The organism is Corynebacterium sp. HMSC30G07 (assembly GCF_001806945.1).
Taxonomy (GTDB): Bacteria; Actinomycetota; Actinomycetes; order Mycobacteriales; family Mycobacteriaceae; genus Corynebacterium; species Corynebacterium riegelii.
This window is the reverse complement of record NZ_KV786473.1, coordinates 1-21974: the sequence shown is the minus strand read 5'-3', so window position 1 is coordinate 21974 and position 21974 is coordinate 1. Positions and strand designations below refer to the sequence as shown.

General features: G+C 60.3%; 17 protein-coding genes and 3 tRNA genes. 18 read left to right on the top strand and 2 right to left on the bottom strand.

Going from position 1 to position 21974, the window contains the following annotated elements; all coding sequences use genetic code 11:
• Nucleotides 1-87 precede the first annotated feature (87 nt).
• On the top strand, nt 88-1101 hold the full coding sequence (gene ilvC / locus HMPREF3104_RS08320) for a ketol-acid reductoisomerase (RefSeq protein ID WP_070463834.1): 1014 nt from the start codon (nt 88-90) through the stop codon (nt 1099-1101).
• A gap of 346 nt (nt 1102-1447) precedes the next feature.
• Here the strand turns inward: ilvC and HMPREF3104_RS08315 are convergent, their stop codons facing one another.
• Complete coding sequence (locus HMPREF3104_RS08315; RefSeq protein ID WP_070495153.1) at nt 1448-1936, bottom strand: hypothetical protein; 489 nt, start codon at nt 1934-1936, stop codon at nt 1448-1450.
• Nucleotides 1937-2190: 254 nt separating this feature from the next.
• Between HMPREF3104_RS08315 and HMPREF3104_RS08310 the strand changes: the two genes are divergently transcribed.
• From HMPREF3104_RS08310 to HMPREF3104_RS08270, 9 genes are all read left to right on the top strand, one after another.
• Entirely contained in the window at nt 2191-3114 is a 924-nt protein-coding gene (locus tag HMPREF3104_RS08310) for a cation diffusion facilitator family transporter (RefSeq protein ID WP_070495152.1), read from the top strand.
• Nucleotides 3115-3136: 22 nt separating this feature from the next.
• Nucleotides 3137-4906 (top strand): DUF262 domain-containing protein, encoded by a 1770-nt coding sequence (locus HMPREF3104_RS08305; RefSeq protein WP_070495151.1) that lies wholly within the window; start codon nt 3137-3139, stop codon nt 4904-4906.
• A gap of 133 nt (nt 4907-5039) precedes the next feature.
• Complete coding sequence (locus HMPREF3104_RS08300; protein ID WP_246816397.1) at nt 5040-5804, top strand: hypothetical protein; 765 nt, start codon at nt 5040-5042, stop codon at nt 5802-5804.
• A 45-nt stretch (nt 5805-5849) separates the two neighbouring features.
• On the top strand, nt 5850-7433 hold the full coding sequence (gene serA, locus HMPREF3104_RS08295) for a phosphoglycerate dehydrogenase (protein WP_246816396.1): 1584 nt from the start codon (nt 5850-5852) through the stop codon (nt 7431-7433).
• Nucleotides 7434-7591: 158 nt separating this feature from the next.
• On the top strand, nt 7592-8608 hold the full coding sequence (locus HMPREF3104_RS08290; RefSeq protein WP_070495148.1) for a 3-isopropylmalate dehydrogenase: 1017 nt from the start codon (nt 7592-7594) through the stop codon (nt 8606-8608).
• A 9-nt stretch (nt 8609-8617) separates the two neighbouring features.
• Nucleotides 8618-10156 (top strand): cell wall-binding repeat 2 family protein, encoded by a 1539-nt coding sequence (locus tag HMPREF3104_RS08285; RefSeq protein ID WP_070495147.1) that lies wholly within the window; start codon nt 8618-8620, stop codon nt 10154-10156.
• 46 nt (nt 10157-10202) lie between these two features.
• Nucleotides 10203-12068, top strand: a complete 1866-nt coding sequence (locus HMPREF3104_RS08280; RefSeq protein ID WP_070495146.1) for a DUF294 nucleotidyltransferase-like domain-containing protein — start codon at nt 10203-10205, stop codon at nt 12066-12068.
• A 13-nt stretch (nt 12069-12081) separates the two neighbouring features.
• The gene (locus HMPREF3104_RS08275; protein ID WP_246816395.1) at nt 12082-12639 is read left to right on the top strand and encodes a 3'-5' exonuclease; all 558 of its coding nucleotides are present in this window, start codon (nt 12082-12084) and stop codon (nt 12637-12639) included.
• A 59-nt stretch (nt 12640-12698) separates the two neighbouring features.
• The gene (locus tag HMPREF3104_RS08270) at nt 12699-13490 is read left to right on the top strand and encodes a fumarylacetoacetate hydrolase family protein (RefSeq protein ID WP_083279058.1); all 792 of its coding nucleotides are present in this window, start codon (nt 12699-12701) and stop codon (nt 13488-13490) included.
• 18 nt (nt 13491-13508) lie between these two features.
• Here HMPREF3104_RS08270 and HMPREF3104_RS08265 read toward each other — a convergent pair whose 3' ends face one another.
• The gene (locus HMPREF3104_RS08265) at nt 13509-14651 is read right to left on the bottom strand and encodes an isochorismate synthase (RefSeq protein WP_070495144.1); all 1143 of its coding nucleotides are present in this window, start codon (nt 14649-14651) and stop codon (nt 13509-13511) included.
• A 93-nt stretch (nt 14652-14744) separates the two neighbouring features.
• Here HMPREF3104_RS08265 and HMPREF3104_RS08260 point away from each other — a divergent pair, with 93 nt between their 5' ends.
• The 8 genes from HMPREF3104_RS08260 (at nt 14745) to HMPREF3104_RS08225 (ending at nt 21788) form a co-directional block, all read left to right on the top strand.
• Entirely contained in the window at nt 14745-15779 is a 1035-nt protein-coding gene (locus HMPREF3104_RS08260; RefSeq protein WP_083279024.1) for a CE1 family esterase, read from the top strand.
• Nucleotides 15780-15883: 104 nt separating this feature from the next.
• On the top strand, nt 15884-17383 hold the full coding sequence (gene gltX, locus HMPREF3104_RS08255; protein WP_052204556.1) for a glutamate--tRNA ligase: 1500 nt from the start codon (nt 15884-15886) through the stop codon (nt 17381-17383).
• Between the two features lie 181 nt (nt 17384-17564).
• Nucleotides 17565-17636: transfer RNA gene (locus tag HMPREF3104_RS08250), tRNA-Gln, on the top strand.
• Nucleotides 17637-17665: 29 nt separating this feature from the next.
• Nucleotides 17666-17738, top strand: a tRNA-Glu gene (locus HMPREF3104_RS08245).
• Between the two features lie 135 nt (nt 17739-17873).
• Nucleotides 17874-18920 carry an ABC transporter substrate-binding protein gene (locus HMPREF3104_RS08240; RefSeq protein WP_070495143.1) on the top strand — a complete coding sequence of 349 codons (1047 nt, stop codon included), beginning with the start codon at nt 17874-17876 and terminating at the stop codon, nt 18918-18920.
• Between the two features lie 13 nt (nt 18921-18933).
• Nucleotides 18934-20541, top strand: a complete 1608-nt coding sequence (locus tag HMPREF3104_RS08235; protein ID WP_070495630.1) for an ABC transporter permease — start codon at nt 18934-18936, stop codon at nt 20539-20541.
• A 2-nt stretch (nt 20542-20543) separates the two neighbouring features.
• A complete protein-coding gene (locus HMPREF3104_RS08230) occupies nt 20544-21641 on the top strand; it encodes an ABC transporter ATP-binding protein (RefSeq protein ID WP_070495142.1) in 1098 nt (365 codons plus the stop codon).
• A 74-nt stretch (nt 21642-21715) separates the two neighbouring features.
• A tRNA-Glu gene (locus HMPREF3104_RS08225) sits at nt 21716-21788 on the top strand.
• Nucleotides 21789-21974: the final 186 nt, after the last annotated feature.

Below are 21974 nucleotides of genomic sequence, written 5' to 3'. Positions count from 1 at the left end.
TTGCGGGCTGTGGACACATAGCCCGCGGTGATGTGTCATAATATGGAACAACCGTCCCAACATATAGGAAAGGTGAGTGCATCACTCATGGCTATCGAAGTGCTTTACGACAATGACGCAGACCTGTCGCTGATCCAGGGCAAGAAGGTCGCGATCATCGGCTACGGCTCCCAGGGCCACGCCCACGCGCAGAACCTGCGTGAGTCCGGCGTTGAGGTTGTCGTCGGCCTGCGCGAGGGCTCCAAGTCCGCAGCAAAGGCCAAGGAGGCAGGCTTCGAGGTTAAGTCCAACGCTGACGCGGCAGCATGGGCAGACGTCATCATGCTGCTGGCTCCGGACACCTCCCAGGCTGAGATCTTTACTAAGGACATCGAGCCGAACCTTAACGACGGCGATGCGCTGTTCTTCGGCCACGGCCTGAACATCCACTTCAAGCTGATTGAGCCGGCAGACAACATCACCGTCGCCATGGTTGCACCGAAGGGCCCGGGCCACTTGGTTCGCCGCACCTTCGTTGACGGCAAGGGTGTGCCGACCCTGATCGCAGTTGAGCAGGACCCGAAGGGCAATGGCCGCGACCTGGCTCTGTCCTACGCTGCAGCAATCGGTGGCGCACGCGCTGGCGTTATCCCGACCACCTTCGAGGCTGAGACGGTCACGGACCTCTTCGGTGAGCAGGCTGTGCTCTGCGGTGGCCTGGAAGACCTGATCATGAAGGGCTTCGAGGTGCTGACCGAGGCTGGCTACGAGCCGGAGATGGCATACTTCGAGTGCCTGCACGAGATGAAGCTGATCGTGGACCTGGTCTACGAGGGTGGCCTGGCCAACATGAACTACTCCATCTCTGACACCGCAGAGTTCGGCGGCTACCTGTCTGGCCCGCGCGTGATTGATGAGGGTGCGAAGGACCGCATGCGCGACATCCTGAAGGACATCCAGGACGGCACCTTCACCCAGCGCCTGGTTGACAACGTGAAGAACGGCAACAAGGAGCTCGAGGACCTGCGTGCAAAGGTTTCGCAGCACCCGATCGAGCAGACCGGTGAGAAGCTGCGCGACATGATGAGCTGGGTGAAGAACCCGCTCAACGAGACTGCGTAAGTCGTTGTAGTCTGCGCTTTAAGCCCCTGGATCGCCCCGATATTTCGGGTGGTGCGGGGGCTTTACGCTTGTCTTATCTGGGGGTCAGATAGGAAAAAGCCCCGGCCCACCAATGCGAGTCGGGGAGAGTGACCCAGCTAAACGCTAGGAGCGGCACGTTAGATAGTTGCTGTTATGTCCATAGGGTTTTGGGACATTGCTAGCAGGTCACCCGGAACCAGGCTGCCTACTAGCAGATAACGAAAACCAGCTTGCAAAACCCCAGGTGGAATGTGTAGGCACAGCACCGTTTTCGTGTTGTGTGCTAGCAGACCATCATGAACCAGGCTGCCTACTAGCAGATAAGTTAGTTAGTTGCCGGAGCTTCAGTTTCAGCTGGAGCCTCGGACTCGGCCGGAGCTTCAGACTCAGCTGGAGCCTCGGACTCGGCCGGTGCCTCGGACTCGGCGGCGCTTTCCTCAACCACGGTCTCGGTCACGGTCTCGTTCGCAGCGGTCGGAGTCTCGGTAACGGTACCGGATTCAACTGTGGTGGTCTCGTTGACCACGGAGGAGGAGGTGGTCTCAGTTTCGACGGCTGGGCCGGCTGGGATTGCGTCGTCATTGTTGCTGAAGAGGTTGAGCAGCAGCCAGATCAGCAGCAGGGCGGCGATCAGGCCGATGAGCCACTTCCACCAGCCGCCGCCACCGTTGTTGTCTTCGGTGGTGACTGCGGTGGAACCCGTAGTTGCACGCGGGGTGGTCTCAATGATCTCGGTTGCGGGATCTGCCGTCGGGTCGACGTTCGGGTTAACGTTGCGCGCCGGATCGTTTGGGTTCGGGTTTGGGGTGGTCATTTGCGTAAAGTCCCTTCGTTCTAAAAATGTAAAGCGCTAAATTCTGCGCCATCTGACAGGAAAAATGTCAAAGTGCCAGCTAGCCAGCTAGCCAGCATCCGCCCACGGTATCAAAAAGCGCTTACCATGAGCGGTCTCAGTCTGCAGCACAAATGAGTTTCCGGCGGTTTTTACTGGTCAGCGTCCTGAATAAATACTGGGAGCCATTTTCAATAGATTGTCAATAAGCGGGCGGCGGGGATAGGCTGTGTCGTATGAGACACAATCACGCACATAGCCACGGTCACAGCCACGGTCACAGCCACGATCACGATCACAGAAGCACTCCGCTGCGCGCACTCATCGCGGCGCTTACCATCACGTCGACGGTGTTTTTTGCGGAGCTGATCGGCGGCATTGTCTCCGGCTCGGTGGCCTTGATCGCGGATGCGATGCACATGCTTTCAGACGCTGCGGGCCTTATCATTGCCGTCATCGCCGTGATTGCGGGCAAAAGGGCGGCATCACGGCGCGCGACGTATGGCTACCGCCGCACAGAGGTGCTCGCCGCACTGGTGAACGCCGCAACAGTGATCATGATTTCGGTGTTCATTGTGGTTGAGGCGGTTAAGCGCTTCCGCGTGGCGTCGGAAGTGGAATCTGGCACCATGCTGATCATTGCCATTATCGGTTTGCTGGCGAATGCGATTTCGGCGTGGATCTTGTCGCGGCACCGCGGGGATTCCATCAACGTTGAAGGCGCGTTGCTGCACGTGTTGGTGGACATGCTCGGCTCGGTGGCGGTGATTGTGGCCAGCCTTGTTATTCGTTTTACGGGCTTTATGGCGGCGGACGTAATTGCGTCGTTGATTATTGCGGCGATGGTGTTGCCGCGTGCGGTGCAGTTGCTCATGCAGTCGGCTCGTGTCCTGTTGGAGCAGGTGCCGGACGGTTTTGATGAGGCGGCGGTTGAGCCTGCACTGTTGGCCATCCCGGGCGTGATTGCAACGCACGACATCCACTTGTGGTCGCTGGATGGGGCGTCGGTTATTGCTACGGCACACCTGGTTCTTGATGACGGTGCTGATGCCGGCCACGCCCTCGACGCTGCGCAGGCGGCGCTGGCAGAGCTGGGAATTGAGCACTCCACAATCCAGCTTGAGCGCCCCGAGCATGCTGATCATGAGAGCATTTGCTGAAACTGATCTAAAGTCAGAAGACATGGGCTTTACCACGCCGAGTTACTCACTTATTGACCTGTTCGCACGCGCTGAGCGCGGGGAGTTGCAGCTGCCGGATTTCCAGCGTGATTACATCTGGGATGTTGACCGGATTCGCACGCTGATTACCTCCGTGCTTCGTGGCTATCCAATTGGATCGTTCTTGGCACTTGACACGCGCAATTCGCCGGTGCGCTTTAAGCCGCGCCCGCTTGCTGGGCTTGATGTCGGAAGCATTGAACCGGGGCTTTTGCTTTTAGACGGGCAGCAGAGGCTGACCTCCCTCTACCACGCGTTTAAGCGCGAAGGTGTCATCCCGACAGTGGACTACCGGGGAGAGTCGATCCAGCGTCGCTTCTTTGTGGACGTTCGGGCGGCTGTCGCTTCTGACCCAATGCCTGTTGAGGCTGTCTTCGCGGTTGATACGGAGGGACGCGTGCGTTCCCACTTCGGCCCTGAGATTGAAGGCGGTATCACCTGCCGCGAGGATATGCTGCGCCATGGAGTTATCCCAGTCTCGCTGCTGATGTGGAAGCAGGCCAATGACCTGTTGGTGGACATGGCTGCCAACGAGGAGCTGCGTGAGCCGGTCAAGCTGTTCCAAAATGAGGTGCTGCGCTGGCTGCCGGCGTATGACGTGCCGGTGATCCGCGTGGACCGTTCCACGTCGCGGGTGGGTGTTGGCCAGATTTTCGCCCATGCGAACTCGGCGGGCGTACAGATGGACGTCTTTGAGCTGTTGACGGCAATGTTTGCAAACGAAGATCCAGATTTCGTGCTTGCGGATCACTGGGCCAAGGTCGAGCAAACGTTGCGCGAGCACCCGGCGCTGGACGAGATTGGACGCATCGAATTTTTCCGGGCACTAGCGCTTTTGATTACCAGCCGCAATGGTCACGCCACCGGGCACCGCGGCGACATCTTGACTATTTCGTTGCAGGATTACCTGACGCACGTAGATGAGATGACGGCGGTCTTTGTGAAGGCAGCGGAGTTTTTGACGCAGCGTTGCATCCTGGGCAGCGACCAGGTGCCGTATGCCTCACAGCTCGTGCCGCTGGCAACAATTCTGGCGCGCCTTGCGGAGCATCCAGGGGTGTTGGAGGGCGAGCAGGCTCGGGATCGGCTCAACCGGTGGTTCTGGTCCGGCGTCTTCGGCGAGCTTTACGGTGCGCACGCGCCGACAATCCGCGCGGGCTTGGATGTTCAGGAAGTTACCCCGTGGGTGCTAGGGGAGACGGAGGTGGAGCCGCGCACCGTTGCCGATGCGGAGTTCCGTGAGTCCCGCTTGCTGAGCGCTAATGAGGATAGCGGCGTGTACCGAGGCCTGTTTGCGCTGCTGATGGCACGAGGCGCTCGTGATTGGCGCACTGGCAAGGCCTTTGATGAGGAGACGGTTGCTGAGTTGCGTCCGCGCTTCCACACCGTGTTCCCACCGGTGTATTTGCAGCGGATGGGGGTGGATGCGCAGGCGTTGGAAAGCGTGCTCAACCGCACACCCATGGGGCGGCGCACGGACGTGGTGATTGAGAACAATGAGCCGCGCCGTTACTTGCCGCGTCTGCAGTCAAAGTCCCTGCTTGATGATGCTGAGTTTGACGCAGTAATCGATGGCCACGAGATGTGCCCGCAGTATCTGCTTGCGTCGAACTGGGAGGCGTTTGAAGCGGATCGTCGCAGCCGTTTTGTGGGCATGATCGAATACGCCATGGATAAGCCGGTGATTCGTGATATCACGCAGGAGGCCGTCGCAACTGATCATGGGGAGTAGGACCAGGGTCAGACGCATTGTCGCTGGTGTATTGGTACCAGCATTAGCGTCGGCATGGTTGCTCAGCGGCTGCAGCAATTCCTTGCCCGCGGATCCGTTTGCTCGCGCAAAAGCGGTCAATGAATCGCGCCACGTGGCTGAGCGTTTTGATGAGCACCCTGTAGTGCTTGATGATGTGAAGGGGATGAGCAGTCTCCAATACTTCTTCACTAGCTCTGAAACCCTGGTGGTGAGTGACGCAACCGTTGAGGCGCAGCTGCGGGCGGCTTCGATTGCGATTGTCGCGCACGCGCCGATGATTGTGTATGACCCGGAACGCCATCAGGAGATTGCCCAAGAGGTGGAACGCCTTCGCACCTACACGGTGTTGACGGTGGGGGATGTGGCGCTGGCGCAAACCTCTGGGCGGGTGCGGGTCTATCGCGACCCGGGCGGCATGGATGCGCTTGGCACGATGACGGCGCTGCGATTTGCGCAGCGTGAAGTGGAGCGTCCTGAAGACGCGGCGGTGGCCGTAGCTAGCATTGACCCGCAGGACCCGGTGTGGCTGCGCGCGGCGTGGGCAGATCCAAAGGTGATGCCGCAGGCGGAGGCGAGGCCGTTTCCGATCTTGTCGCGTAGGGACGCACAAATGGCGCCGGTCGTTGTTGCTACGGCAGAAAGCTCCATTGCGTCTATTGCGAATGCGCGCAGTTTTGGCGCGGATGTGACCATGGTTGATGATCCTGACCCGCGAAATTCGGAGCAGGCGCTGTTTGCCATGGCAGGACTGTCGCAAGCGCCATTGGTGGCGTTGGGGCCACAGTTTGGTGATGAACGCCAGCTTTCAACGAAGATTATGCAGGCGGAAGAATTTTATTTATCCAAAAATGCTGACATGTCACGCTTGCAGCACTAAGGTATGCAGGGAAATATTCGATTCCACTCAGTAGGAGATTTCCCCGTGGCAAAACCCGTTGTGCTTATTGCGGACAAGCTCGCCCCGTCTACCGTCGAGGCTCTCGGCGATCAGGTGGAGGTGCGCTGGGTTGATGGCCCGAACCGAGCTGAGCTGCTTGCCGCAGTTCCTGAAGCTGACGCACTTTTGGTGCGTTCCGCAACCACCGTTGACGCGGAGGTTATTGAGGCCGCCCCGAAGCTGAAGATCATCGGCCGCGCAGGTGTGGGCCTGGACAACGTTGATATCCCGGCGGCAACCGAGCGCGGTGTGATGGTTGCCAACGCACCGACCTCCAACATCCACTCCGCGTGTGAGCACGCGATCGCGCTGCTTTTGTCCACCGCACGCCAGATCCCGGCGGCAGACGCCACGTTGCGTGATGGGCAGTGGAAGCGTTCCTCCTTTAACGGTGTGGAGATCTACGGCAAGACCGTCGGCATCGTCGGCTTCGGCCACATCGGTCAGCTGTTTGCACAGCGCCTTGCTGCGTTTGAGACCACCATCATTGCCTATGATCCGTACGCTAACCCGGCCCGCGCAGCACAGCTTGGCGTGGAGTTGGTGGAGCTTGAAGAGCTGATGGGCCGCGCTGACTTTGTCACCATCCACCTGCCCAAGACCAAGGAAACGGCGGGCATGTTTGACGCTGAGCTTCTGGGCAAGGCAAAGGAAGGCCAGATCATTATCAACGCTGCCCGCGGTGGCTTGGTGGATGAGCAGGCGCTGGCTGACGCTATCCGTGCAGGCCGCATCCGCGGTGCAGGCTTTGACGTGTACGCAACGGAGCCGTGCACGGATTCTCCGCTGTTTGAGCTGGACCAGGTTGTAGTCACCCCGCACCTGGGTGCTTCCACCGTTGAGGCGCAGGACCGCGCTGGCACGGATGTTGCTGATTCGGTGCTTAAGGCGCTTGCAGGCGAGTTTGTTGCAGACGCTGTGAACGTCACCGGCGGCAGGGTTGGCGAAGAGGTTGCTCGCTGGCTGGAGCTTGCACGCAAGCTTGGCCTGTTGGCAGGCAAGCTGCTTGATGAAGCCCCGGTGGCGCTCAAGGTCACGGCTCGTGGTGAGCTGTCGACTGAGGACGTAGACACGCTCGCACTGTCTGCTGTCCGCGGCCTGTTCAGTGGCATCGTTTCTGAGACAGTGACGTTTGTGAACGCTCCGTCGATCGCGGAGGCTCGCGGCCTGACCTACTCCGCTGCAACTGAGACTGAGGCTCGTGCGCACCGCAGCGCGCTTGAGGTGCAGGTTGTGGCGTCTAACGGTGATAGTGCAACGATCACCGGTGCGCTGACTGGCCTGGACGGTGTTGAGAAGATCGTGCGTATCAATGGCCGCGGCGTGGATATGCGCGCAGAGGGCCGCAACCTGTTCTTCCGTTACACGGACGTGCCGGGTGCGCTGGGCAAGGTCGGCTCCAAGCTGGGTGACGCAGACATCAACATTGAGGCCGCAGCGCTGACGCAGACCACCAAGGGCAGCGGCGCAATGCTGATCTTGCGTGTGGAAAAGGAAGTGCCGGCAGAGCTTGAGGCGCAGATTGCTAAGTCCATCAACGCGACCTCCCTGCAGGTTGATCTTGGCTAATTATCGCTCGTTGCAAAAGTCATTCTGATTGCTACGAGGAGGCCCGGGGCGTAAAAACCTCGGGCTTTTGAGTTTTGGAGGTGTTCTCGCGATAAATGCCCGCGGGGTTGCTAGTGTCAAAGGGAGTATCTCACATAGTTGGAAAGGCGTCTTACTCTATGAAAATTGCAGTTATTGCCGGCGATGGCATTGGCACCGAGGTCATGGCCGAGGGCCTCAAAGTCCTCAACACCGTACGCGATGACGCGGAGACGACCGAGTATGACCTTGGCGCGCGCCGCTACCTGAAGAACGGCGAGGTGCTGACGGACCAGGACCTGGCCAGCCTGAAAGAGCACGACGCGATTCTTTTGGGCGCGGTCGGTGACCCGGAGCGCGTGCCGGCTGGCGTGTTGGAGCGCGGCCTGTTGCTGCCGCTGCGTTTCCAGCTGGACCACTACGTGAACTTGCGTCCGTCGCGTCTGTACCCCACGGCAGTCAGCCCGCTGGCTAACCCGGGTGACATTGACTTTGTGGTGGTGCGCGAGGGCACCGAAGGCCTCTACGCCGGCAACGGCGGCACGCTGCGCAAGGGCACAGCGCATGAGGTGGCCTCTGAGGTCTCCCAGAACACGTACTACGGCGCAGAGCGCGTGGTGCGCTACGCCTTTGAGCTGGCCATGACCCGCCGCAAGAAGCTCACCCTGGTGCACAAGACCAACGTGCTGGTTAACGCTGGTGGCCTGTGGCAGCGCGTGGTTGATGAGCTGGCCCAGGAGTTCCCCGAGGTAGAGGTGGACTACAACCACATCGACGCCGCAACCATCTACATGGTGCAGGACCCGCAGCGCTACGACGTGATTGTCACCGACAACCTCTTCGGCGACATCCTCACAGACCTGGCTGGTGCCGTCACCGGTGGCGTTGGCCAGGCATGCTCTGGCAACATCAACGCGGCGAAGGAGTTTCCTTCCATGTTCGAGCCGGTGCACGGCTCGGCACCAGACATCGCAGGCCAGGGCATTGCAGACCCGGCTGCGATGATCCTGTCGGTTGCCATGATGCTGCGCTTCCTTGACGACGAAGAAAATGCCGCACGCATCGAAGCCGCCGTCGAGCAGGAAGTGGCGTCTCGTGACGGCGCACAGATTCGTACCAGCGAGGTGGGTGACCGCATCGTCGCCGCACTGCGCTAGATTCGAGGCATGCATTTTCGCCGCCTGAGCATTGCCGCCGCCCTTTCCGCCAGCCTCATCCTCACAGGGTGTACCGCCAACGGAAACGATGGCGCCTCAGGCGGCGAAAACGTTTCCGCAGATAAAACGCCGAAACTGGCCATGGATGGCCACGAGGTGATCTCAGATGCCAACGGCACAGGCATTGATGCCAGCGCCAAGTTCTTCGAAGCGTCGGACAATGTGGTCGTTGCCGGCCCTGATCGAGAACACCAGATGCGTGGCGCCGCACTCGCGGTGGACCTTGGCGCACCGCTGTTAGTACGCCACCCGGGAACCGAGGAAGCAATCGAGGCGGAGATCGCACGCCTTGGTGCAGACAACGTGGTGGAAGTTCCTACGGATACTTCCACCACGGGGGATAAGGACACCTCCACCACGGGGGATAAGGACACCTCCACCACGGGCGATGAATCCACGTACCCTAACGCCGAAGGCCAGCCGCAAGGCGACGTTGCGGCGATTGCCGCGCTGGATCCCCAGCAACCGCTTGACCTTGTTATGCCCACCGTGTTCGCCACCTGGGAAAGCTCACGTGCGGCTGCCGCAACGGCGCGCGCAGCAGGCGCGGATGTAGAGGTGTTGGAGGTTGCGGATCCGAGGGTGACGTCGACAAGCATCAGTGCCGTGACCTCCGGTGATGTGCTTGCACTGGGCAGACAGTGGGGCTCAGACGAGAACCTGCGTGCCCGCGCTGAACTTGCGGCCAACGGTGAGCTGCCCGGCGGTGGTGGATTGGTATTTCCGGGTCGACGCATGATTGCGCTCTACGGCCACCCCTATGGACCAGACTTGGGTGTGATGGGGGAGCAGGACGCGCACGCGGCAGCCGAGCTGGCCAAGGAGTACGCCTCCTGGTACCAACCCTTGGAAGAGGCACCGGTGATCCCTGCATTTGAGGTTATTGCCACGGTGGCTTCCGGAGGGCCGGGGGATGACGGTAACTACTCAAACGAAACCCCGATCGATCACCTCGTGCCGTACGTGGACGCGATCTTGGATGCCGGCGGCTACGCGGTGCTGGACCTCCAGCCGGGCCAGGCAAGCTTCCTTGAGCAGGCAAAGCTCTATGAAGACTTGCTGAAGCGACCAAACGTGGGGTTGGCGCTGGATGCGGAGTGGAAGCTGAATCCGGGCGAGCAGCCACTGAGCCGAATTGGCAGTGCCACCTCGGCTGAGATCAATGAGGTAGCGGATTGGCTTGCGGCACTCGTGCGAGAGAACAACCTGCCGCAGAAGATGCTGATCCTGCACCAATTCCAGCTGGCAATGTATCCGGACCGTGAAAACATTGTCACCGGCCAGCCGGAGCTTGCGTGGGTGCTGCACGCAGACGGACACGGTGTGCCAGGGCAGAAGTTTGACACATGGAACGTGCTGCGCGAAGGCCTGGACCCGAACTTCTTCATGGCGTGGAAGAACTTCATTGATGAGGACACGCCGACGTTTAGCCCGGAGCAGACCTACGCGGATGTGAACCCGCGTCCGTGGTTTGTCAGCTACCAGTAGCTCCAAAACGCTTCGGGGGTTGTCAGCCACACGCTAGTGTTGGGCCATGTCCGTCGAATTAGATGAGGTCTACCGGTTCCTCGCTGTAAGTGAACCGTTTTCCCACCTGCCGGAAGAAACCCTGCGTGCGTTGCCGGCCACGATGGGGATCACCTATGTTCGCCGCGGGGAGACCGTGTTTGCACCCGGCGATGTCAATGACACGCTCTACATCATCCGCTCTGGCGCGATTGATGTTGTGGGTGAAGACAATATGCTGCTGGACCGCCGTGAAGCGGGCCTGAACTTTGGTTATTCCACGCTGGTGGGTGAACCGGAGTCGCAGTACCTCATGCAGGCGGTGGAAGATAGCGTGCTGCTTTTGCTGCCGCGCGAGACGTTTGCACAACTGCTGGCAGACCACCCGGACTTGGAGCGCTTCTTCCAGTCAGCATCACGGCGCGTGCGTGCAGCAGCAGATGAGGTCAAAGACAACGGCGCGGCGGATGTGCTGCGCGCACCGGTGCGTGCGGTGGCTAGTGAGCGTGAGCTGGTCAGCTTGGCGTCCACCGCCAGCATCGCAGAGGCCGCCCAGGCGATGGACGCGGCGAAAGTCAGCTGCGTTGTCATTGATCCGGCTGGGGAAACACCGGGCATTCTCACCGACCGGGACTTGCGTTCGCGGGTGGTGGCCAAGCAGGTGGACACCAACCAGCCGGTGTCTACGGTGATGACATCGCCGGTGCGTAGCATTCAGGAAGATGCCCTGGTCTTTGAAGCGATGCTGGTGTTTAGTGAGCTGGGTATTAACCACCTGCCTATTGAGAACCGCACGGGTATCGTCGGTGTGCTCACTGCTGGTGACATCATGCGGTTGCTGCAGACGGATCCAATGTTTATGGCAGCGGATGTGGAGCGCTCCAGCCTTGAGGAGCTCGCCGGTGCCTACCAGCGTGCCGCAGCTGTTGCGGTGCGCTTTTTTGACCGCGGTGCCTCTGCTGCCCAGACGCAGCGCCTGCTCACCTCGATTGCGGATGCGGTTGCGCGTCGCCTGTTCGCGCTTGGCGTGGAAAAGCTCGGTGAGCCGCCGGTGCCGGTGGCATTCGTTGCGGTTGGGTCGCAGGCGCGTGGTGAGATGGGGCCAGCCTCGGACCAAGACAACGCGTTCGTCCTGTCCGATAGTTATGACGAATCCACGCACGGAGAGTACTTTGCCAAGCTAGCTGAGTTCATTTGCCAGGGCCTGGGCAACGCGGGCCAGGCCTTGTGCCCAGGTGACATGATGGCGTCTAATCCTGATTGGCGGATGACACAGACTGAGTGGAACCGCACGTTCCACGGCTGGGTTACGGCCCCGGACCCGAATGCGCTGCTGCACGCGCAGGTGTTTTTTGACTTCCGCCCAATTGCGGGTTCCGGCGAGGGCTGGGAGGAGATGGCGCTGAACGTTCGGAAGAACGCAAGCGTGTCCGCGCAGGGTTCACGGCGCCTGCATACGCACTTGGCCGCGCTTGCTACGTTCCGTGAGCCGCCGATTGGATTCTTCCGAGGCCTGGTGGTGGAGCGTTCCGGCGAGTACGCCGATACCTTGGACATCAAGCGTGGCGGTACCGCTGCGGTTGTGCAGATGGCACGCCTGTATGCCATGACGGCGGGGGTAGATGAGGTGGAAACTCCTGCGCGTCTTCGTGGGGCGGCGGGGGACTCCGTTTCCGCCCGCGGTGCTGAGGATCTCCTTGGGGCGTACGAGTATCTTTCAAATCTTGCGATGCAGCACCAGGCAGCCCAGGTGCGTGCGGGCCAGCAGCCGAATTATCGGATTGATCCGAAGCAGTTGCCTACACGGGATCGTGCTGCGCTTCGAGATGCCTTCGGCGTGATCAAGTCCCTGCAGAATGCGCTGGCCAACAAGTATCCAACCCGGGCGGTGTAGCGTGTTTGGGTTTTTGCGCAAGCAGAGCAGATTGCTTGTCGACGGCACGTTTCTAGCCGTCGACGTCGAAACCACCGGGTTAAAGCCTGACAAGCATGAGTTGGTGTCTATTGGTTGGGTGCCGGTCAATGACAGGGTCATTGACCTCTCAGGCGCGCAGTACTTCGTGTTGTCTGGCGTGCGTATTGGGGATTCGGCCACACTGCATGGGGTTACGGATGATGACGTGGCACAGCATGGTCAAAGCCATGACGTGGTGTTGGATGCGTTTGATCGTGCCTTTGAGGGCCGCAAGATGATCGCCCATTTCGCCCAAATGGAAACGGGGTTTATCTCCAAGCTGTACAGGGAGGTCCGCGGGCATCGTTTCGTGTTTGCTGAGCGTGACGTGGTGGACACGATGACGATGGAGCGCCGACATATGGAGCGCATGGGCACCTATCCGCGTGGAGAGGATCTGCGACTAGCCCGCGTGCGGGAGCGATACAACCTGCCTACGTACGGCAATCACAATGCGTTGACGGATGCGATTGCGTGCGCGGAGCTCTACCTAGCACTTACCGCATCCTAGGGAATCACTAGGGGCGGACCGATTACGCCACGTTTTTGGTGCGATGTATGCTCGGTCACATGCGTTTTGGACGAATTGCAACCCCTGAAGGCATGACGTTTGCTGTGATTGATGCGGATGCGACCACGGCGAAGGCTATTGCTGGCACCCCGTTTACAGAGCCGGAGTACACCGGTAAGGAATATGCGTTGGAGGACGTTCGCCTTTTGGCGCCAACTCTGCCAAGCAAGATCGTGGCGGTGGGCCGTAACTACGCCGACCACGTTGCGGAGGTGTTTAAGGAGTCTGCGGAGCATCTGCCGCCGACCATCTTTATTAAGCCGTCGACCGCCGTGGTTGGCCCAGATGCGCCGATCAAGATTCCGGAGTTTGCCACCCGCGTTGAATTCGAGGGTGAGCTGGCGATCGTGTTTGGTGTGCCATGCAAAAACGTCAAGGCGAGCGACTGGAAGTCGGTTGTCCGTGGCGTGACCATTATTAATGACGTTTCCTCACGTGACCTGCAGTTTGCGGACGGTCAGTGGGCTCGTGCCAAGGGTATCGATACCTTTGGTCCGTTGGGCCCCTGGATTGAGACGGACCTGGATAAGTTCGACTTCACCAACCTGCCAATCAAGGCGCACCTGACGCATGACGGCAAGACAGAGACCAAGCAAGACTCCAACTCGAACCAGATGATTATGAACATCGGTGAGATGGTGGAGTGGGTCACCCAATCCTTCACTATGCTGCCGGGAGACGTGATGGCTACCGGTTCGCCTGCAGGTACCGCAGAGATGGTCCCGGGTGATGTGATTGAGGTGGAGATCCCGGGTATTGGTACGCTGCGTAACCCGATTGAGCGCGCCTAGTACCTTTGGTGGCCTTAGCTAGGCCTCGGTATCAAGGCCGAGCGCGCGCATGATGGTGCGCAGCTTGGCCGTCGTTTCATCAAGCTCAGCCTGAGGGTCTGAGTCCGCGACAAGTCCGCCGCCCGCCCAAGCGCGGGCGGTTTTACCATCTCCAGCAACTTCGGCGCAGCGGATGGCCACCATGTACTCACCGTTGCCGTTTGCCTCGGTGTAGCCGACTGCGCCGGCGTAGAAGCCGCGTTCCGATTCAGCGGTGGTGATGAGTGCTTCGGCTGCGTTTTGCGGTGTGCCACATACCGCTGGAGTGGGGTAGAGCATTCGCGCAAGCTCCAGCGCGTTCGGAGCGGGTTCACGCAGCTGGCCCTCGATGGGGGTAGCCAAGTGCCACATCTCGTTGGTTTTTTCCAACCTTGGGCGATCTGGAATGTTTAGCTGCGTACACAGCGGGGCAAGGATCTCACGGATGTGCTCGACCACGTATGCGTGCTCATCAAGGTCTTTGGCTGACGCTGCCAAACGGCGCCCCGCCTCAGCGTCGGCTGCCGGGTCGTTGGGGATACGCGCTGCGGAGCCTGCCAACGGGTATGACGTCACGTGGTGTCCTTGGCGGCGTACCAGCACCTCTGGGGAAGAACCGACAAGGAAGTGGCCCTGTTTGCCCGCGGGGCTAAGGTCTGCGATGAAGCCGTCGCCAGTCGCGGAAAGCTCAATCAGTCGAGCTGCCACTAGGCGCGGATCTACCGGCGGGTTAAACGCAATGTCCACCGCGCGGGCAAGGACCACCTTGTCCAGGGATGAGCGGCGGATGGTGGAGACGGCGGCCTCGATGCGTCGTAAATGTTCGTTCGGCGCGGGATCTACCCCGATAAGCGCGGCATTCAGGTGGGAGCCTGCACCAGTGGTGTAGAAGGGGTGCGGGTGCAGCACGCCCTCCTCGCGGATGATGCGCTGCGGCACGGTCAGTGCGGCAGGACAGGCGCGCTCAAACGGTAAAGCGCCAACCACCATCTCTGCCTGGCCGGCGCTGAGTGCGGCAAGTGCTTCATCGGTGGAGGAAAACACAGCAGCAGCGCCCTGGGTTCGCACTGACCCGGTTGGCCGGGACAGCAGGAAGTCGGGGGCGGTTGAGGGGCGCTGTAAGGCGCTGCTGGTTAAAGACACAAACGTTGAGCGTACCTTCCGCTTGTCTGTAACTGGTAAGAGGTCTACTGTTTGCTGTGATACTAATGTGACTGAAGTGAATAAGGGGATCAGGTGAAGGGACGTATCCAGCGCGCTGTTGCTGCTACGGGGGCCGCATTGATGCTGGCAGTAGGGCTGTATGTGCCGCAGGCGGCGGGGGCGCAGGACTTGTCGTCGCAAGTCAATGCGGGCATTAATGCCGCTGTGAATCAGGCGAACGCGGAGTGGAACAAGTTCGTACAAATGGCAAACGACGCGCTGCCAGCTGGTTCCTCCCTTCCGGGCGCTCCCGCTCCTGCACCGTTGCCGCCATTGCAGATTGGGCCGTGGAACCAGCAGGCGCCAGCGCCGGTAGGCAATGGCCAAAACGGCGAGATTCAGGTTGCTGGCCGCAGCTACCTCATCTGGGTGCCGCACGGCTACAACCCGGCAAATCCCACTCCGGTGATGGTTGGCTACTCCGCATTCGAAGACTCCACTGAGAACTTCCGCAACTACTCGCGTCTGCGCGAATCTTCCGTGGGCCGCGACGCCATCATTGTCTACCCGCGCGCCATCGGTGCGTCGTGGGAGGGCTCGCCGACGGCATCAACACGCCCGGGCCAGGACATTGCGTTTGTGCGCGCTATGATTGATGACGCGCAGCGGTACTACAACATTGACCGCCGTCGCATCTACGCCACCGGTATGTCCACCGGCGGCGGCATGGCAGCGGTATCTGCATGCCACATGGCCGATCTGTTTGCTGGTGTAGCTGCTGTTTCTGGTGCGTTTTACGCGCCGGTAAACCAGGGCTGCCAGAACCTGCCGGTTGCGTTTATGGCTATCCATGGCACCGCCGACGGCCTTACGCCGTACTACGGCACGATCCGTCGCGGCCAGCGCGTGATGCCAGTGCCGGAGCTCTTCGCCTCCTACGAGCGCCGCAATCGATGCATCGGCGGTATTGACTCGCGCCCAGTAGGCCACAATGCCACCCGCGTATCCGCCCGTGCCTGCATGAAGGGCGTTGAGGTGATCAAGGTACACGGCTCCAACCACTACTGGTGGTATGACCCATCTGCAGCTGATGAGATGTGGGCATTCCTTACGCGCCACTCCAAGTAGGGGTGCAAAACAACCGACGTATTAAAGGGGTGTAGCAAAGGGGCCGTCCGCTAAGCCAGAGTGTGCTTACGGGGCGGCCCCTTTCGCGCGCTACGATTGCCCACATGACTGAATCATCCATGCGCGTTCGTTTCTGCCCGTCTCCAACCGGCACCCCACACGTGGGTATGGTCCGCACCGCACTGTTCAACTGGGCACAAGCACGCCACCACGGCGGCACGTTCGTGTTCCGTATTGAGGACACTGATGCGGCGCGTGACTCTGAGGATTCCTACCAGGCCATCATTGACTCCCTTGAGTGGCTTGGCCTGACCTGGGACGAAGGCGTGATTACCGGTGGGCCACACGAGCCGTATCGCCAGTCCCAGCGCGGGGAGATTTACAAGGACGTGCTGGACAAACTCATCGAGGCAGGCGAGGTCTACCCGGCGTACTCCACCAACGAGGAGGTCCAGGAGCGCCACAGGGCTGCAGGACGCGACCCGCAGTTGGGCTACGACAACTTTGACCGTGATCTCACCCAGGAGCAGATCGACGCTTATGAGGCTGAAGGCCGCAAGCCGGTCTGGCGCCTGCGCATGCCGGATCAGGACTGGACATGGAACGACCTTGTTCGCGGCGAGGTCACCTTCAAGTCTGAAACCCAGCCTGACTACGTGGTTGCGCGTTCCAACGGCGCGCCACTGTACACCCTGGTCAACCCGGTGGATGATGCGCTGATGGGGATTACCCACGTGTTGCGCGGTGAGGATCTGTTGTCCTCCACGCCGCGCCAGCTTGCCCTCTACGAGGCGCTCAAGCGCATCGGGATTACGGACTTCACTCCGGAGTTCGGCCACCTGCCGTTCGTGATGGGGCAGGGCAACAAGAAGCTGTCCAAGCGTGACCCGGAGTCCAACCTGTTCAACCACCGTGACAACGGCATCATCCCAGAGGGTATGATCAACTACCTCGCACTGCTGGGGTGGTCCCTGTCCGCAGATCAGGACATCTTTACTGTCAACGAGTTTGTCAACGCCTTCGACGTTGCCGACGTACTGGGCAACCCAGCCCGCTTTGACCAGAAGAAGCTTGAGGCAATCAACGCAGACCACATTCGTCTGCTGCAGCCGGATGACTTCCGCGATCGCCTGCGCGCGTACCTGACGGAGTACACCGATTTCCCGGCTGACTACCCGGCAGACAAGTTCGCCATCGCCGCAGACCTGGTGCAGACGCGCATCAAGGTGCTCTCGGATGCGTACGGGCTGCTGAAGTTCCTTGTCACCGCAGATGAGGACCTGGTGCTGGATGAGAAGGCTGCGAAGAAGAACCTCAAGGACACTGCAGTAGAGCCGCTTGAAGCAGGTATTGCGGCACTTGAGGCCATTGGTGAAGGGGAGTGGACCACTGCCAACATCGAAGCAGCGCTGAATAAGGCGCTCATTGAAGATCTGGGCTTGAAGCCTCGCGTGGCCTTCGGCGCCCTGCGCGTTGGTGTCTCCGGTGAGGCTGTGTCCCCGCCGCTGTTTGAGTCCATGGAGCTTCTGGGGCGCGAATCCACGCTGACCCGCCTGCGTGCGGCACGTGCGGCTACGCCGTATGTAGCTGCGGAACAGGCCTAGAACAGGTCAAGAAAGATAGCGCGGATAACCACAGGCTTGTAACTCAAATAAACCGGCTTTAACCTGGCGATTTGGTCTCTATGCAAGCCTATGGTTATAGTGTTCAACGTTGTTCAGAACGCAACAGCGAAGAGCTAAAGCACAATGCAGAAGCGAAACGCTAGAGTGTGATGAAAAGCGATGGCCTATGGTGTAATTGGCAACACAACGGTTTCTGGTACCGTCATTCTTGGTTCGAGTCCAGGTAGGCCAGCAACAGAATTTCATATTCTGTGTCCTTACGCCCCGTTCGTCTAGCGGCCTAGGACGTCGCCCTCTCACGGCGGTAACACGGGTTCAAATCCCGTACGGGGTACAACATGAAACTCCCGAATCGGTTCACCGGTTCGGGAGTTTTGCTTTGCCGCGCGCGTGTGGCGTTGCAGTGCTAGGGTTATCGCGGCTACAAACCGTCTGTTAGAAACCGTCACAGCATTCATTAGGAGACCACATGCACCTCGTACGCACTTCCGCTTCCATTACTGCCGCGCTGGGTATTGCGGCGTTGACGTTGGTGGGCTGCGCGGAGCCGTCGACAAGCGAAAGCCCGACCGCAGCCGAAACCACCGCAACCGGTGAGAAGACCGTGCTGACGGTCTACACCTCCGAGCCGGAGGACAAGGTTGATGAGATCAACCGTGCGTTCACTGAGGAAAACCCGGACATTGAGGTGCAGGTCTACCGCGCGGGTACCGGTGATCTCAACGCCCGTATTGAGGCAGAGCGCACCTCCGGCAAGGTGGAAGCAGACCTGATCTGGGCAGCGGATGCGCCGGCATTCGAAGGCTTTAAGGCAGAAGATCTTCTGGTCAAGTTCAACGACGTGGACACGAGCAATGTGCTCGATGAAGTCGTGGACGCGGAAGGCTTCTACGTGGGCACCCGCCTGATCCCAACCGTGATTGCCTACAACACGGACGTCATTGATCAGGCGGACGCACCGACGTCGTGGGCTGATCTGACTGATTCGAAGTACATGGACAAGATCGTCCTGCCGGACCCGGCGGTCTCTGGCGCTGCGGCGTACAACGCAACGGTGTGGATGAACAATGACAAGCTGGGCGAGGCGTGGGTTACTGACCTGGGTGCAAACAACCCGATGATCGCGGCGTCCAACGGGCCGACCTCTCAGGAGATCGCTGGCGGTGGCCACCCGGTAGGCATTGTGGTGGACTACTTGGTGCGCGACTTGGCTGCCAAGGGCTCTCCAATCAAGGAGATCTACGCAACCGAGGGCTCGCCGTACATCACCGAGCCGATCGCGGTGTTCAAGGACTCCGCCAACCAGGCAGCCGCGGAGCGCTACATCAACTTCATCCTGTCCGAAAAGGGCCAGAAGATTGCCGTTGAGCAGAACTACCTGCCGGTGATCGAGTCTGCTGGCACCCCGGGCGACGCGCCGGCGCTCAAAGACATTGCGCTGATGAACGCGGACCTTAACGTGCTGTCGGAGGACCGTGCGCGTTCCGTGGAGTTCTTCCAGAACGCAATGAACTAACAGCGAGGTGTTGTTGGCTTCGCGTAAAACGCCTGGCATCAGCCTTGCCCGCATAGGGGTGTGGCTGATCGCCGCGGCGGTGTTCATCGCGCCGCTTGCCCTAGTCATTTCCCTTGCGCTGGGTGGTAACCAGATCCCGGTGCTGCTGGAGCAAGGCTTGGGCAAAGCGACGTGGAATTCCGTGTACACCACACTCGCGTCTGCAGTCGGCGCTGTGATTATCGGTGCTGCCATTGCGCTGTTGCTGGAGCGCACCGACGTCAAGGGCACAGGCCTGTTGCGCCTGCTGTTGCTCTCGCCACTTCTGGTGCCGCCGTTTGTCGGCGCGATCTCCTGGCTGCAGCTTTTCGGGCGTAACCAGGGCCTCAATGCAGTCTTCGGTCGGTCCTTGTGGGACATTTACGGTGCTGACGGGATCATTTTCTTGATGACGCTGCACTCGTACCCCGTGGTCTACGTCATCGTTTCCGCCGCGCTGCGCTCAATCTCGCCGGACCTGGAGTTAGCGGCGCGCATCGGCGGGGCAGGAAGCGCCACAGTCTTGCGCACGGTGACCATTCCGCTGCTCGTGCCCGCCCTGCTGTCCGCGTTTACGCTTACCGCGGTTTCCAACCTGGCGGACTTCGGCATTCCGTCCATTCTGGGTTCGCCGGTGCGTTTTGAAACGCTGGCCACCATGGTCTACCGGTTCATGGAGTCCGGCACCGTAGGAAATCCGCTGCAGGTGGTTTCTACCATCGGCGCGCTTTTGATGCTGTTAGGCATTGCAGCCGTGGTGGCGGATTACGTGGTCTCAGGGCGCGCCACATCCACCGTTGAAGGCGGCGGCGCCATGAAGCTCACACTAGGCAAGGCCACCTGGCCGGTCACCATCACTGCGTGGGCGCTGGCGTTGGCCATTACCCTGGGCCCGATCATGGGGCTGACCTACCGTGCACTCCTGCCAGCACCCGGTGTGCCGTTCACGTTGGACAACATCACGCTAGACAACTTCGCTGCGATGCTTGCCAACCCGCGCGTGCGCGAAGGCTTTGGCAACTCGGTCACGCTCGCACTCGGCGCAGCACTGCTCTGTGGTCTGCTGGGATGGGCGATCGGCGTGCTGGTGACCCGCACACGCGCTCGTAGCAACACGGCGCTGAGCTTGGTCACGCTGTTGCCGGCCGCGCTGCCCGGCTTGATCATTGGCGTGGGCTGGGTGATCATGGGCCGTTACACCGGCATCTATAACACCCGCTGGGTGATCCTGGCAGCCTACGTCTGCGCATTCAGCGCCATGGTGCTGCAGGCTGTGCGCGCGCCGCTGGCGAAGATCCCGACGGCGGTGGAGGAAGCCGCGCAGATCTCCGGTGCGGGGCGCCTGCGAGCCATTTGGGACACCAGTGGGCGCATGGCACTGCCGGCGGTCATTTCAGGTGCGGTTCTGGTCGCCGTGACAGCGGTACGCGAGCTGACCGTGTCCATCCTGCTGGTTGCGCCTGGCAGCACCACCATCGGTGTGCAGTTGTTCAACCTGCAGCAGTCCGGCAACTACAATCAGGCGTCTGCGCTTGCCCTGCTCTTTATGATCATCGGCATTGCGGCGCTTGCGTTCACGGTGCGTAAATCCGGCAAGGAGTGATGATGAGCAACATTGCAATCTCCAACCTCGGCGTGACGTTCGCGGATGGCACCGTTGGCCTTGAGAACATGAACCTGACCGTTCCCAGCGGCGAGTTCATCGCGCTTGTAGGCCCGTCCGGTTCTGGCAAGACCACGTTACTGCGCACCATCGCGGGCTTTATCGAACCGACTGCCGGCACGATCGAGCTCGACGGCCAGAACGTTTCCCACGTACCGCCGGAGAAACGCCACATGGGCATGGTGTTCCAACAACATGCGGTGTGGCCACACATGACGGTGGGGGAGAACGTGGCGTATCCGTTGCGTCGCGCCGGCATCCCGCGTGCGGAGGCGCAGCAGCTGGTGGAAACAACCTTGGCCACGGTTGGTCTGGATGGCTTTGCCCGCCGCAAGCCGGCCACCTTGTCGGGTGGTCAACGCCAGCGTGTTGCTCTTGCGCGTGCCATTGTGGCATCCCCGAAGCTTCTGCTTTTAGACGAAGCGCTGTCCGCCCTCGACGAACCCTTACGCGATGCGCTGCGCCGCGAACTTGTCGCGCTGACTCGCACCAACCATCTGACCACGGTGCACGTGACGCACGACCGCAAGGAGGCGATCGCGATTGCAGATCGCATTGCCGTGCTTCGCGATGGCCGCCTCGAACAATTCGACACCCCCGACGCCGTGGTCACGCGCCCGGCGACGGCATGGGTGGCGTCGTTTATGGCCGATGCCACGATCCTCGACGGCGTGGTGCGCGCAGGCCAGGTGGTCTGTGAGAAGCCACGCTTGAGCTGGCTGCTTGACGACGCCAACGTCACCACCCACCCCGCCACCAACACAGGAACTGGCACTGGAACTGATGCTCTTGCTGATGGTGCTGTGACCGTTGCCGTGCTGCCCGCAGATGTACGCGTTGGACCTGTTGGCTCGGAGACTACTGGCGGCGCTGTCACTGCCGGCAACGCTGTGATTACCTCGGTGTTGTTTGAGGTAACCGGGTATTCGGTGACGTTGGACGCAGATGGCGTGGAGTTCCGCGCACGCATGGGCTTGAACCCACGGCCGGAGGTTGGCGATCAAGTCAGCATGAACGTGGAGCGCATTTTCGTGTTTTAGGCATGTTGACCTCGCGATTTGCTACGTGGTTGCTGTGTCCTTTATTGTTAGCAAGTCGCAAATAAAGCGAGCGCGCCCCGTTCGTCTAGCGGCCTAGGACGTCGCCCTCTCACGGCGGTAACACGGGTTCAAATCCCGTACGGGGTACAACGCAAAACCCTCGACCCGGACTCACCGGGTCGAGGGTTTTAAGGGTTAATCGAGGGTTAATCGACAAGTACGCGGGGGTGTTGAAGCCAAGCCTGATTCAAATTTTGTCGGAGGCGATGGCAACGACACTGCCGGAGTTAGACGCAGTGCGGGTTAAGCGACAAAATGTGTGCTTTTCTCGGC

Coding starts and splice junctions, on each gene's coding strand:
- ilvC (WP_070463834.1), top strand. CDS start 88: ATGGCTATCGAAGTGCTTTACGACAATGACGCAGACCTGTCGCTGATC.
- HMPREF3104_RS08315 (WP_070495153.1), bottom strand. CDS start 1,936: ATGACCACCCCAAACCCGAACCCAAACGATCCGGCGCGCAACGTTAAC.
- HMPREF3104_RS08310 (WP_070495152.1), top strand. CDS start 2,191: ATGAGACACAATCACGCACATAGCCACGGTCACAGCCACGGTCACAGC.
- HMPREF3104_RS08305 (WP_070495151.1), top strand. CDS start 3,137: ATGGGCTTTACCACGCCGAGTTACTCACTTATTGACCTGTTCGCACGC.
- HMPREF3104_RS08290 (WP_070495148.1), top strand. CDS start 7,592: ATGAAAATTGCAGTTATTGCCGGCGATGGCATTGGCACCGAGGTCATG.
- HMPREF3104_RS08285 (WP_070495147.1), top strand. CDS start 8,618: ATGCATTTTCGCCGCCTGAGCATTGCCGCCGCCCTTTCCGCCAGCCTC.
- HMPREF3104_RS08280 (WP_070495146.1), top strand. CDS start 10,203: ATGTCCGTCGAATTAGATGAGGTCTACCGGTTCCTCGCTGTAAGTGAA.
- HMPREF3104_RS08270 (WP_083279058.1), top strand. CDS start 12,699: ATGCGTTTTGGACGAATTGCAACCCCTGAAGGCATGACGTTTGCTGTG.
- gltX (WP_052204556.1), top strand. CDS start 15,884: ATGACTGAATCATCCATGCGCGTTCGTTTCTGCCCGTCTCCAACCGGC.
- HMPREF3104_RS08240 (WP_070495143.1), top strand. CDS start 17,874: ATGCACCTCGTACGCACTTCCGCTTCCATTACTGCCGCGCTGGGTATT.
- HMPREF3104_RS08230 (WP_070495142.1), top strand. CDS start 20,544: ATGAGCAACATTGCAATCTCCAACCTCGGCGTGACGTTCGCGGATGGC.